The 14,961-nt window shown below is 39.1% G+C and carries 12 protein-coding genes and 1 riboswitch; of the genes, 2 read left to right on the top strand and 10 right to left on the bottom strand.

The window, feature by feature from the left end; all coding sequences use genetic code 11:
• Positions 1-131 precede the first annotated feature (131 nt).
• From sdhB to KI363_RS17080, 3 genes are read right to left on the bottom strand one after another with little or no spacing between them, the layout of a single operon-like run.
• The gene (sdhB, locus tag KI363_RS17090) at positions 132-899 is read right to left on the bottom strand and encodes a succinate dehydrogenase iron-sulfur subunit (RefSeq protein ID WP_158322553.1); all 768 of its coding nucleotides are present in this window, start codon (positions 897-899) and stop codon (positions 132-134) included.
• 2 nt (positions 900-901) lie between these two features.
• Positions 902-2,662: a succinate dehydrogenase flavoprotein subunit gene (gene sdhA, locus KI363_RS17085; protein ID WP_158322552.1), complete on the bottom strand. Its 1,761-nt coding sequence runs from the start codon at positions 2,660-2,662 to the stop codon at positions 902-904.
• Between the two features lie 51 nt (positions 2,663-2,713).
• Positions 2,714-3,343 (bottom strand): succinate dehydrogenase cytochrome b558 subunit, encoded by a 630-nt coding sequence (locus KI363_RS17080; RefSeq protein WP_212967077.1) that lies wholly within the window; start codon positions 3,341-3,343, stop codon positions 2,714-2,716.
• Positions 3,344-3,919: 576 nt separating this feature from the next.
• Here KI363_RS17080 and KI363_RS17075 point away from each other — a divergent pair.
• Positions 3,920-4,378 carry a YslB family protein gene (locus KI363_RS17075; RefSeq protein ID WP_246516921.1) on the top strand — a complete coding sequence of 153 codons (459 nt, stop codon included), beginning with the start codon at positions 3,920-3,922 and terminating at the stop codon, positions 4,376-4,378.
• A 195-nt stretch (positions 4,379-4,573) separates the two neighbouring features.
• Here KI363_RS17075 and KI363_RS17070 read toward each other — a convergent pair whose 3' ends face one another.
• From KI363_RS17070 to KI363_RS17040, 7 genes are all read right to left on the bottom strand, one after another.
• Positions 4,574-5,809, bottom strand: a complete 1,236-nt coding sequence (locus KI363_RS17070; RefSeq protein WP_212967075.1) for an aspartate kinase — start codon at positions 5,807-5,809, stop codon at positions 4,574-4,576.
• Positions 5,810-6,143: 334 nt separating this feature from the next.
• A riboswitch (Lysine riboswitch) is annotated at positions 6,144-6,328 on the bottom strand.
• Positions 6,329-6,351: 23 nt separating this feature from the next.
• Entirely contained in the window at positions 6,352-8,142 is a 1,791-nt protein-coding gene (gene uvrC, locus KI363_RS17065) for an excinuclease ABC subunit UvrC (RefSeq protein ID WP_212967074.1), read from the bottom strand.
• Between the two features lie 63 nt (positions 8,143-8,205).
• Positions 8,206-8,520, bottom strand: coding sequence for a thioredoxin (gene trxA, locus KI363_RS17060; protein WP_158322548.1), 315 nt, complete (start codon positions 8,518-8,520; stop codon positions 8,206-8,208).
• A 117-nt stretch (positions 8,521-8,637) separates the two neighbouring features.
• Entirely contained in the window at positions 8,638-9,621 is a 984-nt protein-coding gene (locus tag KI363_RS17055) for an electron transfer flavoprotein subunit alpha/FixB family protein (protein WP_212967073.1), read from the bottom strand.
• A 28-nt stretch (positions 9,622-9,649) separates the two neighbouring features.
• Positions 9,650-10,414, bottom strand: a complete 765-nt coding sequence (locus KI363_RS17050; RefSeq protein ID WP_212967072.1) for an electron transfer flavoprotein subunit beta/FixA family protein — start codon at positions 10,412-10,414, stop codon at positions 9,650-9,652.
• A gap of 213 nt (positions 10,415-10,627) precedes the next feature.
• Positions 10,628-11,212 (bottom strand): fatty acid metabolism transcriptional regulator FadR, encoded by a 585-nt coding sequence (fadR, locus tag KI363_RS17045; RefSeq protein ID WP_158322545.1) that lies wholly within the window; start codon positions 11,210-11,212, stop codon positions 10,628-10,630.
• Positions 11,213-11,430: 218 nt separating this feature from the next.
• Positions 11,431-13,113, bottom strand: coding sequence for a long-chain-fatty-acid--CoA ligase (locus tag KI363_RS17040; RefSeq protein WP_212967071.1), 1,683 nt, complete (start codon positions 13,111-13,113; stop codon positions 11,431-11,433).
• Positions 13,114-13,443: 330 nt separating this feature from the next.
• Between KI363_RS17040 and KI363_RS17035 the strand changes: the two genes are divergently transcribed.
• The gene (locus KI363_RS17035) at positions 13,444-14,958 is read left to right on the top strand and encodes a Na+/H+ antiporter NhaC family protein (RefSeq protein ID WP_212967070.1); all 1,515 of its coding nucleotides are present in this window, start codon (positions 13,444-13,446) and stop codon (positions 14,956-14,958) included.
• Positions 14,959-14,961 lie beyond the last annotated feature (3 nt).

The following is a 14,961-nucleotide window of genomic DNA, read 5'->3' as shown; positions in this document are numbered from 1 at the left end:
CCGCCATGAACGGCAAAATAGTGCCGGGAGAGGGAGAAACTCTACAAAAAAAGGTTCCAAGCAAATTTTTTATTGCTTGGAACCTTTTTATTTACTATTTTTGGCTAGTTATGTCCCAGCCTCTTTTTACTTTAATCAACCATATGGTCGCTTCCAAAGAAGTTTTTAAACATTTGAACATTAGTTGCACGGTTCATCGCTGCGATTGATGTCGTGAGCGGAATGCCTTTCGGACAAACTTGCACACAGTTTTGTGAGTTTCCACAATCGGCAATCCCACCATCATCCATCAAAGCTTCCAAACGTTCATCTTTATTCATTGCACCGGTTGGGTGAGCGTTATAAAGACGAACAAGTGATAAGAAGGCCGGTCCAATAAAGTTGGACTTTTTGTTAACGTTTGGACAAGCTTCAAGGCAGACACCACATGTCATACATTTTGACAGTTCGTAAGCCCATTGACGCTTTCTCTCCGGCATACGTGGTCCTGGTCCTAAATCATAAGTACCATCAATTGGAATCCACGCTTTAATTCTCTTAAGAGAATCGAACATTCTACTTCTATCGACAATTAAGTCCCGAACGACTGGGAAGGTAGCCATTGGAGCAAGACGAATCGGTTGAGTCAGTTTATCCACCAAAGCTGTACAAGATTGGCGGGGTTTGCCATTGATCACCATGGAGCAAGCGCCACAAACTTCTTCTAGACAGTTCATATCCCAAGCAACTGGGCTTGTTTTCTTCCCTTCCGCATTAACAGGATTTCTACGAATCTCCATTAATGCGGAAATCACGTTCATATTAGGACGGTAATCCAAAACAAATTTTTCTTCATAAGGCTCTGATTCCTTATCTTTTTGACGGGTAATAATGAAAGTTACCTTTTTTTGTTCGGCCATCCTTATTTCACCTCTTTCTTTTTAGCATAATTCCGTTCACGAGGTTTAATAAGTGAAACATCTACATCTTCATAACTAAATTCAGGAGAGTTCGTACTAGCATTGTAATTAGCTTTCGTTGTCTTCAACCATTCTTCATCATTACGATCAGGGAAATCTGGTTTGTAATGAGCCCCTCTACTTTCATTCCGATTTAATGCCCCGATGGTAATTACACGTGCTAGGTGGAGCATATTTTTTAATTGTCTTGTAAACATAGCACCTTGGTTGCTCCAACCAGATGTATCATTAATATTAATGTTTTCCCATCTCTCCATGAGTTCAAGAATTTTATCATCCGTTTTCTTCAATTTGTCATTGTAACGAACGACTGTGACATTATCTGTCATCCATTCTCCTAATTCTTTATGGAGGACATAAGCATTTTCATCGCCATCCATGGCCATAATATCAGCCCATTTTTCTTGTTCTTTCTTTGTAGCTGAATCAAACAAAGAGGAAGACAAAGAATCATAACTTTTTTCAAGTCCATCGATATATTTTACAGCCTCAGGACCTGCGACCATTCCACCGTAGATAGCGGATAATAAAGAGTTTGCTCCTAGTCGGTTTGCACCGTGTTGTGAATAATCACATTCTCCAGCAGCAAACAATCCTTCAATATTTGTATGTTGATTGTAATCGACCCATAGGCCTCCCATAGAGTAATGAACGGCTGGGAATATCTTCATTGGTACTTTGCGTGGGTCTTCCCCAGTAAACTTCTCATAAATTTCAATGATTCCACCAAGCTTCACATCAAGCTCATGGGCATCCTTATGAGAAAGGTCGAGATATACCATATTTTCACCGTTAAGTCCTAATTTCATATCTACGCATACATGGAAAATTTCCCGTGTCGCAATATCACGAGGGACAAGATTTCCGTATGCAGGATATTTTTCCTCCAAGAAATACCATGGTTTCCCATCTTTATATGTCCAAATCCTTCCACCTTCACCACGCGCAGATTCACTCATTAAGCGCAATTTGTCATCTCCTGGGATCGCAGTTGGATGGATTTGAATAAATTCTCCATTCGCATAGGTCGCACCTTGTTGATATACAACTGAAGCAGCAGACCCCGTATTGATAACAGAGTTTGTCGATTTACCAAAAATAATTCCAGGACCTCCAGTTGCTAAAAGAACGGCATCAGCTGGGAAAGATTGAATCTCCATTGTTGTCATATTTTGGGCAACGATTCCGCGGCAAGCGCCTGCATCGTCTTGAATAATCCCCAGAAAATCCCAACCCTCATATTTGTTTACAAGTCCAGCTACTTCATGGCGACGAACCTGCTCGTCCAATGCATATAAAAGCTGTTGACCTGTTGTTGCTCCTGCATAGGCCGTCCGATGATGCTGGGTTCCTCCAAATCTACGGAAATCTAATAATCCTTCTGGTGTTCTGTTAAACATTACACCCATTCGATCTAATAGATTTATAATCCCAGGTGCTGCATCACACATTGCTTTTACCGGTGGCTGGTTAGCCAAAAAGTCCCCACCGTATACTGTATCATCAAAGTGAATCCAAGGTGAATCCCCTTCACCCTTCGTATTCACCGCTCCATTGATTCCCCCTTGAGCACAGACGGAATGTGAACGTTTTACCGGAACAAGTGAAAATAGATCCACTTGCTTCCCTGCTTCAGCTATTTTTATTGTTGCCATTAAGCCGGCTAAGCCTCCACCGACCACGATGACTTTACCGTTATTCATCGTTGCGATTCACTCCTTTTTTTACCCATAGTTCAATTGCTTTGCTGTCCACTAACCTACAAAAAAGTCAGGAAAAACAAAGGCTAATGCTGCACGTACACCGATGATGGAAAGCACTACAAAAACTACACCCATTACCCATGAAGAAATTTTTTGAGATCTAGGAGATTGAGTAATTCCCCATCTGACTAGGAAAGACCATAAACCATTTGATAAATGGAATGTCGCCGAAAGGATTCCTAGTAGATACAAGATCAAAACAATCGGATCGGATAAAATATCTTCCATCATTTGAAAATTTACTTCAGCCCCGAAAGCAGCTTGAATACGTGTTTGATAAACATGCCAAGCAATAAAGGCTAATAAGATAATTCCTGTTATCCTTTGAATCGTAAACATCCAATTCCGAAACCAACCCAGCTTAATTGGATTGTTCTTTGCCACAAACGCGATATAAATCCCGAGAATTCCGTGAAAAAGGATTGGTATGTATATAACTAAGAATTCAAGGAAAATAACGAATGGCAATTTCCCCATAAAACCTGCAGCTGTATTAAATGCCGCTTCTCCTTGTGTAGCAAAGTGATTGACAACAAGATGCTGCACTAAAAAAACTCCTACCGGAATAACCCCCAGTAAAGAATGCAGCCTGCGCCAATAAAATTCATTTTTTCCCGCCACAATTTACCCCCCTTAATCATTTACATTTGTACCAGAAATCCATCAGGAGTAGATTTCTATAGCACAAAATTAATTTAGTACAATTTTGTGGACATATTCATTTTACTCTTCCCTACATAAAGCGTCAAGACAACGGTTTCCTAATAAGAAAAGCGCAAGGCGCCCGCCTATCGGCGACAAGCAAATGTTCTGAACCAAAGAAAGGCGCTTTTTTGCCTTTCATTGGTTCAGGTTATTTGACCTCGAGCCGATGGCGCCTGGAGCTGGATCAAGCATTAGCCAAAATTTATACTTTCTTATCTTTTAAGAAAAGCGCAAGCATCCGGTTAACGACATACAAACTTTTATAATAAAGATAAAAAGGTTCAAAGGCTAAATACTCGCCTTCCTGGCGTAACGCCATTCTGACCAACAGCACCGAAAGTTTGCTAGTTGCTGGGCGCTGGAGCTAGACATCAACCGCAACATAAGCTAGATATTTTTATTAAATATTTTTCTATTTTTTTAGCAATTTTTTTCAAAATCGATCTCTTTTTGTATATAATAAGAATGAAAGAAAAAGAGGGAGATAGGACCGTGAAACCTGCATCAACACAAACTTTTCAAAAAGAAGCTAAAACTGACCAATTGGTCCCCTTGTTTGCTTATGAATTGCTTCGGGATATTTTAATTCCTGAAATGCTCGGAAATGATACCGATGAAATATCCTATTGGGTTGGCAAACATATAGCGCGGACCTTCCCATTGCTTTCAAATGAAGAAATTTCTTCTTTTTTTAAGGAAGCCGCATGGGGAGATTTAGAATTAGTCGAACAGAATAAAAAAGAAATGAAGCTAGAACTTACCGGTGATATTGTTGAAAGACGATTGCTTATGCATAATGAACCCTCCTTCCGTCTAGAAGCTGGATTTATCGCAGAGCAAATTCAATCACAAAAAAATCTTGTCACTGAAGCACATGAAGAAATTGTAAAGAAAAAAAAGAAAGTGTTTTTTATTGTACGATGGGATTTAAAAGATCCTGTACAAAGCTAAACATGAAGGGGCTAAACATGATTTTTCAGCCGTAAATATTTGTCTCGTTACATACGAACAGCCCGCTCCTTACGATATCACCGTGTCACTAAGCTCATCACATGCAAATGTCCCAAAACCAAAGAAGAGCAAGCCTTTCCTGGTTTTGGGCTATATGTGTTGTAGATTATGGCATTGGGTTCGAAAGTCTGACTTTTAATTTGTAGCTTCTGCTGGAACAGCCCCTAACTCATATTCTTCATGCAATGTTTGAGCCGCCTTTTCCATTTGGTCTTCATTTACGACTACAGAAATCTTAATTTCCGAAGTGCTCACCATTTTCACTTGAATTTGGTTTTTAGCAAGGATTTGGAACATCCGAGCTGCAACACCTGGGTTCGATACCATACCTGAGCCAACAATGGATACTTTCGCCAACTCAGCCTCATGCTCGATTCCTTCATAGCCAATTACCTGTCTATTCTGTTCCAATACTTCGATCGCATTATCTAAATCTTTCGTTTTAATCGAAAAAGATAGGTTGGTTTTATTTGTATCTGTTTGACTTTGGATAATAATATCCACATCGATTTGATGATTAGCCAAAACAGTAAAAATGGATGATAGTCCGTTTAATTCGTTACTTAAACCTAAAATCGTCAATCTTGTCATACCTTTTTCAAATGCCACACCACGTACAATCAGATTTTGTTCCATTGATACTTCCTCCTCAATTACTGTACCTTCCACGTTTTCCACACTTGAGCGAACCTCTAGCGCTACCCCATAATTTTTCGCAAACTCAACAGCACGTGGGTGTAAAACACCAGCTCCAAGGTTTGCCAATTCTAGCATTTCATCATAAGAAATAGAAGATAGTTTTCGAGCATTAGGGACAAAGCGCGGATCTGATGTATACACTCCTGTTACATCTGTACAAATCAAACACCGTTCAGCTCCTAATGCCGCCGCAATCGCAACTGCTGTTGTGTCCGATCCACCCCGACCTAAAGTCGTGATTTCGCCTTCTTCGGTTACCCCCTGAAATCCAGCTGCTACCACTACCTTGCCTTCATTCAATCGTTTCTGAAGCATTGCCGTTTTAACATCCAAAATTCTAGCATTTGAGTGGATATTTTCGGTCACAATCCCAGCCTGCCAGCCTGTTAAGGAGATTGCTTCGAATCCTTTACTCGTCAATGCCATCGTTAGGAGTGAAATCGATACTTGTTCTCCCGTCGTAAGCAGCATGTCCATTTCTCGTTGAGCTGGTTTATCCGTAATCTGCTCTGCTAGTGAAAGTAATTGATCCGTTGTTTTTCCCATTGCGGAAACAACGGCTACCACATTTTTACCTTGTTTACGAATCTGGATGATTCGATCCGCGGCATTTTTAATTTTGTCTGTCGTACTTAATGAAGATCCACCAAATTTAATTACGATTGTGTCCATGTTCCAACCTTCCCTTTCCCTTTTTCAACCTTGATCGAAGCAACTGCTTTATTCCACAGAACAAAAGCGCAAGCGCCCGTTTAGCGACGTACAAACTTTTTAGGGGCCTGACGAGATAAAGGAAACACGATGAACCCGAAGGGTGAATCGATGTTGACTTATCGTAGGAAGGCACCGAAAGTTTGCTAGGCGCTGGGCGCTGGAGCCAGACGTCAATACCCACTTTTAGAACTTATCCACAAGCTAGAATTTTATAGTTTCCTAAGCAATAAAAAAGCAATGAGCGTTTATCCTCATTGCTTGTGAATTTGACTTATCAATACTTCAGATCACAACATGGGATAGCTCTCCAAAATGGTTTTCGCCATTTTGACAATCCTACATTTCTTAAACGTAGGACCAGCAGAGAAAATAACGGTTATTTCTCCACTTCGGCAAATCTCCCCTTTCAGAACCCTTCAAGGAAGCCCGTACTTCTCCAAGTTCTTACTCTTAAAGATTTGCGCCTCTATCTTTTTGAAATTTTCTACATTATAGCACTCCTATTCTTTCTTTTCAACTTGCTTTTGTAAATTTTCTTTTAATAATTCTGCCGTTTTAGTTGGTAAGCCGATTTGAATAAACTCCTCTACACTCGCTTCTTTCATCTTTTTAAGGGAACCAAAATGACGATGCAATAGTTTTTTCCTTGCTGGGCCAATCCCTTCAACCTCATCCAATATTGATTGGAAAGCAGATTTGCCATGTAACTGTCGATGAAAGGTGATGGCAAAACGATGCACCTCATCTTGAATTCTTTGTAATAAATAAAATTCTTGTGAGGTTCTCCCTAGTGGAATAACCTCTAGAGGGTCTCCGAATAGTAACTGGGAAGTTCGATGCTTATCGTCTTTAGCAAGTCCGGCAATGGGGATCTCAACATTTAACTCATTTTCTAATATATCTCTTGCCGCCTCAATCTGTCCCTTGCCCCCGTCAATTAAAATGAGGTCTGGTAAAGGTAATCCCTCTCGAAGGACTCTCGTATATCTTCTCCTTACAACTTCTCGCATGGATTCATAATCATCTGGGCCTTGAACGGTTTTAATTTTATATTTGCGATATTCTTTTTTCGCCGGTTTTCCATTAATAAAGACAACCATGGCAGATACGGGATCAGCACCCTGTAAATTGGAGTTATCAAAAGCTTCAATCCGGTATGGCGTATAAATCCCCATTGCTTCACCAAGCTTATCAATCGCAAGGACGGTTCGTTCCTCATCTTTTTCGATAAGGGAGAATTTCTCGTTTAATGCCATATGGGCATTTTTTGTTGCCAGATTGACAAGATCCTTTTTTTGTCCCTTTTTCGGCTGGAGAACTTTGACATTTAGGAGTTGTTCAGCTAATTCTTGATCCGCATTTTCTGGAATCAAAATTTCCCTTGGTTTAAAATGATTCGGCTGAGAATAAAATTGCCCCATAAACGTAAGAAATTCTTCTTCTTGCTCACCATATATAGGGAAAATGGAGACATCTCTTTCAATTAGTTTCCCTTGTCTCACAAAGAACACTTGAATACACATCCACCCTTTATCAATCGCATACCCAAATACATCGCGATTGATAAAATCAGCCGACATCATCGTTTGTTTCTCGATTGTGGTCTCGATACTAGAAATTTGATCACGATACTCTTTTGCGCGCTCAAATTCTAATTTTTCCGCCGCCACTTGCATTTTCTGTTGTAAATCGGCTTTTATTTCTTTATAACCGCCATTTAAAAATTTTGTAATCTCACTTGTTATATTTTTATACGTTTCCTGTGGGATTTCATTCACACAGGGCGCCAAGCATTGCCCAAGATGATAATATAAACACACACGATCAGGCAAGCTTTGACATTTTCGAAGAGGATAAAGACGATCAAGCAACTTTTTGGTTTCATTTGCAGCTTGTGCATTCGGGTAGGGGCCAAAATATTTGCCTTTATCTTTTTTTACTTTACGCGTAATAATAAGGCGGGGGTGCCGTTCATTTGTTATTTTAATGTAAGGATAGCTCTTATCATCCTTCAACATGATGTTATATTTAGGATCATGTTTTTTAATCAAATTCATTTCTAAAATTAAAGCTTCGATATTAGAAGATGTCATGATATACTCAAAATCCTCAATCTCATTCACAAGACGCTGCGTTTTTGTATCATGCGAACCAGTGAAATAAGATCGCACTCGATTTTTTAAAACTTTTGCCTTTCCGACATAGATTATGGTCCCTTGCCGATCTTTCATTAAATAACAACCAGGTTGGTCTGGGAGAATTTCTAATTTATTTTTAATATGATCATTCATACCCTATCCCTCCTCTCTTTTCCGATTAAAAAATCCGGACGCTAGGCCCGGATTTTTGTCACATTAGATATGTTTATTTAAAAATTCTTCCAATGCTTCTTTCGGTTGGAAGCCTACTGTTTTATCAACTTCTTCTCCATCTTTAAAAACAAGCAAAGTTGGAATGCTCATGACACCGTATTTACCAGCAGTTTCTTGATTGTCATCTACGTTTAGTTTCACAATCTTTGCTTTTCCATCAAGTTCTGCATCCAATTCTTCCAATACAGGAGCAATCATTTTACATGGGCCACACCATGGTGCCCAAAAATCAACCAATACCACGCCTTCGCTAATTTCGGAGGCAAAGTTTTGATCTGTTACATGCGAAATAGCCATTTATACACCCTCCTTATATACATTCAAAACTTAAAGTCAGTATATCATTAGAAAGATGTACTTGCGAATTTTTTGCTTCATACTTTTCATATTCGGAGTGCTTAATTGGGATTTGGTCTAACTTACATTGTTCGCCTTTATTTTGCGAAATTCTTCCGTGAGAAGAGGAACAACCTCAAATAGATCCCCGACAATCCCATAATCCGCCACTTGGAATATATTCGCTTCAGGGTCTTTATTGATGGCCACGATGACCTTTGAGTTGGACATCCCAGCTAAATGCTGAATTGCACCCGAGATTCCACATGCTATATATAAATCAGGGGTGACAACCTTCCCTGTCTGACCAATTTGCAAGGAATAATCACAATAATCGGCATCACAAGCTCCTCGAGAAGCGCCTACGGCTCCCCCAAGAACATCAGCCAGTTCTTGTAATGGTTTGAAGCCATCCGCACTTTTCACACCACGACCTCCAGCCACAACGACTTTGGCTTCTGCCAGGTCAACGCCTTCACTCGCTTTTCTAATCACTTCTTTAATTGTCATAGCAAGATCTTTCACCTCTACATCGATAGCCGCCACAGCACCTGTACGGGTATCATCCTTCTCGATTGCCTCGATGTTATTTGGGCGAATCGTGACAAAGATAAAATCCCCCACCATCTTTTTCCTTTCAAAAGCTTTTCCGGAATAAATAGGTCGTATGAAGGTCCATTGGTTATCAATATTCTCAATGGCTGTAATATCTGAAATGAGACCGACATTCAATCGGTTTGCAATTTTAGGGGATAAATCCTTCCCTAATGCCGTATGCCCCATAATCAAGACATCTGGTTGCTCTTTTTCTATCGCTGTAAGCAAACATTGGGAATATCCGTCAGAGGTATAGTGTTTTAATTGATCACTTTCTATTGTAATGACTCGGTCAGCACCGTAAGCAATAAGTTCTTGCGTATAGGATTGCACAGATTCTCCCATCAGCAACGCAATAATTTCTCCCCCGTCTGCTAACTGTTTTCCTGCGGCAATCGCCTCAAAGGACACATTTCGTAATACCCCTTCTCGCAATTCAGCTAATACGAAAACTTTTTTTCCCAACTTTACTCCCTCCTAGCCTTTTTTGATTTTAGAGTACTTTATTCAATAATGCCCCAAGTTCCTTAACTTGGTCTTGCAACTCCCCTTGTAAAATTCGCCCTGCCTCCTTTTTAGGAGGTAGAAATCTTTCAATCGTTTCTGTTTTCACTTCCACATCTTCTTCTTCCAGGTCTAAATCGTCTAATTCAAGCTCATCCAATGGTTTCTTTTTCGCTTTCATAATTCCTGGTAGTGAAGGGTAACGCGGATCATTTAAACCTTGTTGAGCCGTTACAAGCAAGGGCAACTTTGTCTCAATCATTTCTGAATCCCCTTCTACATCTTTTGTAACCGTCACCTTTTCTCCTTCTATGACTAACTTCGTAATAGTAGTGACATATGGGATATTTAAAATATCAGCTACACGAGGGCCAATCTGTCCCGAACCGCCATCAATCGCTACATTCCCAGCTAATATCAGATCTACCTCTTTGTCTTTTAAAAATTCGCCAATGATTTTACTGATTGAAAACGCGTCAGTCTCATCTAAATCATCCTCAATATTAATCAAGGTAGCTCGATCCGCTCCCATTGCGAGGGCTGTTCTTAATTGCTTTTCAGCTTCTTCATCTCCGACTGTCATGACATGTACTTCTCCGCCATGCTCATCCCGTACACGAATAGCTTCTTCGATGGCATATTCGTCATAAGGGTTAATAATGAATTCAGCATCATCTTCCATAATTTGACCATTCGAAATCGTAATCTTTTCTTCCGTATCAAAAGTTCTTTTTAATAAGACAAAGACATTCATGTTTGTTTTAGCCTCCCTTTTTTATCGTATTGGCAGTATGAATCCGCTTTAAAAATTAACAGAAAACGAGAGTGATAGTGAGGAGGTTATCTCACTAAAACAACCCATCGCTTTCAAGTAACCACGTTTACCATCGTGCAAGAAGTGAGATTCATAAACTTTGAAATTACTTTCCCCTAATATTTTTCATATTGTGATCCTTCCTTCACTTGCTTAGCGCTGCTTACAACCCTGTAATAATAATTCATGGACTTGGGGTGCAAGCGAAACCAAATCATACTTTTGATCATTCATCACCCAAGTCATCACGGTTTCATCCATTGTTCCAAAAATCATTTGCCGCACTAGTCTTACGTTTAGGTGAGCAGAAAACTCATTCTTTTCTTGCCCATGGCAAATAATATGATCAATTAAGTGTAAATAGTCTTTCAATACCTCATTTATTCTCTTTCTTAATTCTTTATTGGACTGTCTTAATTCCAATTGAGTGACGATGGCGAGATGACGATCATTCGATAATATATTGAAATGATTTTCGATCAGGACAAATAATTTTTCAGAAGCAGTTTCTTTCGTTTGAATAGCTGCTCTCATCTTTTCAATGAATAGTCCCATTTTTTCACGAAAAACAGAAATCAATATATCCTCCTTATTTTCAAAATAAAGATAAATAGTCCCATCCGCGACACCAGCTTGTTTCGCAATCTTAGAAACTTGCGATTGATGATAGCCATTTTCTGCTATGACTGTTACAGCCGCATCGACGATTTGTTTGTACTTCGGTTTGTTCCTTTTCAACGACTTCACCTTTTCTACATAATAAATGAATGATTATTCATTCACACCTCTATCATAATAACTAGAATACAATCTGTCAAATCATAATTCATAAGAGCAAAGGAAACGGATTTATGCGCTTTCGTACGCTTTTATGATGCAGTGAGTGATGTTCTTTCTCGATACAGTTAAAAGCCAAATGGTTCCTCACTTCATTTGGCTTTTACCTAAAATAAATTTTAATGTTGTCTCTTTTTCTTCTCTTCCTCTATTAATGTCCTACGCAATATTTTTCCAACTGCCGTTTTAGGTAATTCTTTACGGAATTCATATTCTTTCGGTACTTTATAAGCAGCGATAAACTTTCTTGCATATTCATCTAATTCTTTCTCAGTTACAACTGCGCCTTCCTTTAGAACCACATATGCTTTCACTGTCTCCCCTCTATAAGGATCAGGTATACCAGCTACAACTAATTCCTGAATTGCTGGATGTTCATATAAAACCTCCTCAATTTCTCTAGGATAAATATTATATCCACTCGCAATGATCATATCTTTTTTTCGATCGACGACGAAAAAATATCCATCCTTATTCATATATCCCATGTCTCCAGTAAATAGCCAACCATCTTTCAAAGTTTCAGCTGTATCTTCCGGACGGTTCCAATAACCTTTCATGACTTGCGGTCCTTTGACGACAATTTCGCCAATTTGCCCATGTGGAACTTCTTTTCCTGTTTCTGCCGAGACAATCATGGCGTCAGTATCTGGCCAAGGAACTCCGATACTCCCCTTCACATATTCCTGCCCCCATATGAAATTGGCATGAGTAACAGGCGAAGATTCTGTTAAGCCATATCCCTCTACAAGCTTTCCACCGGTAATTTTTTCAAAATTTTGTTGAACTTCAACTGGAAGCGGCGCAGAGCCACTTATACAAGCTTCTATCGAGGAAAGATCATATTTATTGCGATCTGGATGATTTAATAACCCGATATAAATGGTGGGTGCTCCCGGAAAAATGGTCGGCCTCTCCTTATGAATGGTTTTAAGCGTTGTTTTTGCATCAAATTTCGGCAGCAAAACCATTTTATAGGCTTGCATAATCGATAGAATTAAAACGGTTGTCATCCCATACACATGAAAAAAGGGCAGAACACCGAGAATCGTTTCTTCTGCTGGTTTTGCTTTATAAATCCAAGCCTGACAAGCCGTCGCATTCGCGATTAAATTTTTATGTGTAAGCATAACCCCCTTTGGATACCCTGTTGTTCCACCAGTATATTGGAGAAGGGCTAAATCGTTTTCATAATCAAAATCCAGTTCAATCGGCGATAGTGATCCACCTTCTATCACTTTTTTGAAAAGATGCGTATTTCCTTCATGATTCAATTGAATGACAATCCCTGTATCTTTTTTCTGGATAAAAGGATAAATAAGATTCTTTGGGAATGGTAGATAGTCTTTGATAGCGGTTACAACGATGTGTTCAAGTTTTGTTTGTTTGATCACCTTGGAGATGCGCGGATATAAAATGTCAAGGGCAATGATGATCTTTGCTTGGGAGTCTTTCATTTGGTATTCAAGTTCTCGCTCTGTGTAGAGCGGATTCGTTTGGACAACAACGGCACCTGTAAATAGACTTGCATAATAGCTAATCACGTATTGCGGACAGTTCGGTAACATAATTGCAATTCGATCGCCTTTCTTTACACCTAATCCTTGTAAATAATTGGCCATTTTAAGAACACTTTCATATAACTCCTGAAAGGTCATTTCCTTTCCCATAAAATGAATCGCTACTTTCTCGGGGAAATTTCTGGCTGTATCGATTAAATAAGATTGCACTGTTCTTGGTTCATAATCCAGTTTTGTCGGGATAGATTTAGGATACATTTTCAACCAAGGCCTACTTTCCATACAACCCCTCCTAATTTTCAGTGAAACTTCAAGCAAACGGTGTCCTAGACCTTTAAATATTCTTCCATTCATTCATCGTTTAAAGCGAATCCCCTTACAAAGGTTCTCTGGGTAAAACAGTTAAGAATGTTACAATTCCTTCTTCAGTATATTATATTGCATTCAAACGTACAAATGATAATGTTTTATATTTACTAACACTATTAAAAAATAGTAAATAAATATTCAAATAGTTAGAATTTAAAATCGATGTTGACAACCAGATCATGAATAAATATAATTACTGATAAATAAATATACATATTTGCAATATTTTCAGGGGGAAAACGAATGGAACATATGGGGTTTTTATCATTAGTACCACCAATATTAGCTATTATCCTAGCCATTATTACAAGGAATGTGATTATTTCTTTATTTTCTGGTGTATATATCGGAGTGCTCTTCATCGTAGGTGGACGCCCACTGGAAGCTACCATGACGACAATTGGAGATTTTTTATTTCCTCAATTAACCGATAGTTACAATGCTGCAGTTTTAGTTCTTCTCTTTTTCATTGGCGGTTTTGTTGCGCTAATGGAGAAATCAGGTGGCGGTGCGGCATTAGCTGAAAAGTCGACAAAACTAATCAATACCCGTGCTAAAGCTCAGGTTTCCGCATGGTTGGGCGGAATTATTATTTTCTTTTCAGATTTAGGTACACCTTTAATTGTTGGGCCCGTTTTTGAAAAGATTTTTGATAAATTAAAAGTTTCAAGGGAGAAGTTAGCCTGGATCCTTGACTCGACATCATCACCAGTTGCCGTGTTAATTCCGTTTATTGGCTGGGGTGTTTATATTATGGGTTTAATGAAGAAGGAATTCGACAATATGGAACTATCTATTTCGGAATTTGATGCCTTTCTTCAAGTCATTCCATTTCAATTTTATGCGATTCTTACGGTTTTAATGATACCTTTAATTGCGTTCACGAAGCTTGACTTCGGTCCAATGGCGAAAGCTGAGCATCGAATCCAAACAACTGGACAACTTTATTGGCCCACTTCAACACCACTTAGAAAACCTGAAAAAGAGAAACTAGTAAACCAACAAAATAGTCGAGCCATTATGGTGTGGTTACCGCTTTTAGTCTTGTTTACAACTTTATTCGGTCTACTCATTTCGAAAGGCTTCCCGTTTGAACCTGTTCCAGGTGAAGATTTTAGAATTGCCTTAAGTACAGCCTACTTATTTGCCGCTGTTACATTAGCTTTACTTATGATCGGTTTTAAAGTGAAAAAGTTTGGTGAAGTTGTTGATATTTATACAAGTGGAATGCAAAAGATGGTTTATGTAACTGTCACATTAGTTTTAGCTTGGGCTCTTGGTAAAGTCATTAGTGAGATGGGGACGGCGGAATACGTAGTTGAACTATTGCAAGGTAAAATACCTGGCTTTATTATTCCAGCTCTTTTATTTTTAGTTGGGGTGGGAATGTCACTTGCTTCTGGTAGTTCTTGGGGAACGTTTGCCATTATGTTACCGATTGCGATCCCGATGGCTGTTGGCCTCGACGCTCCGATGATGGTTTGTATTGGCGCTGTTTTATCAGGTGGAATATTCGGTGATCATTGTTCCCCGATTTCAGATACAACCATTCTTTCCTCAACAGGGGCGGGAGCAGACCATATCGATCATGTCAAAACCCAGATTTACTATGCCTCTGTTAATGCCGTCATCGCATTGATTGGTTTTATTATAGCCGGGGTAACGGAAAGTGCCTATACCATCATTATCACGATTCTTCTTTTGATTATAACAGTATTCAGTTTAGCAAAATATCAATCTAAAAAAGCAACTGCTTAAAAT

This window comes from Lederbergia ruris, assembly GCF_018332955.1.
GTDB classification, from domain to species: Bacteria; Bacillota; Bacilli; order Bacillales; family Bacillaceae_C; genus Lederbergia; species Lederbergia ruris.
The sequence above is the reverse complement of the archived record's forward strand: the minus strand, read 5'-3'. Positions and strand labels throughout refer to the sequence as shown.

What these genes read in the sequence shown, in the direction of transcription:
- uvrC (WP_212967074.1), bottom strand. Translation starts at nt 8,142, where the DNA reads ATGAATGATCATATTAAAAATAAATTAGAAATTCTCCCAGACCAACCT.
- sdhB (WP_158322553.1), bottom strand. Translation starts at nt 899, where the DNA reads ATGGCCGAACAAAAAAAGGTAACTTTCATTATTACCCGTCAAAAAGAT.
- KI363_RS17070 (WP_212967075.1), bottom strand. Translation starts at nt 5,809, where the DNA reads ATGGACACAATCGTAATTAAATTTGGTGGATCTTCATTAAGTACGACA.
- trxA (WP_158322548.1), bottom strand. Translation starts at nt 8,520, where the DNA reads ATGGCTATTTCGCATGTAACAGATCAAAACTTTGCCTCCGAAATTAGC.
- KI363_RS17035 (WP_212967070.1), top strand. Translation starts at nt 13,444, where the DNA reads ATGGAACATATGGGGTTTTTATCATTAGTACCACCAATATTAGCTATT.
- KI363_RS17050 (WP_212967072.1), bottom strand. Translation starts at nt 10,414, where the DNA reads ATGAATGTCTTTGTCTTATTAAAAAGAACTTTTGATACGGAAGAAAAG.
- KI363_RS17040 (WP_212967071.1), bottom strand. Translation starts at nt 13,113, where the DNA reads ATGGAAAGTAGGCCTTGGTTGAAAATGTATCCTAAATCTATCCCGACA.
- sdhA (WP_158322552.1), bottom strand. Translation starts at nt 2,662, where the DNA reads ATGAATAACGGTAAAGTCATCGTGGTCGGTGGAGGCTTAGCCGGCTTA.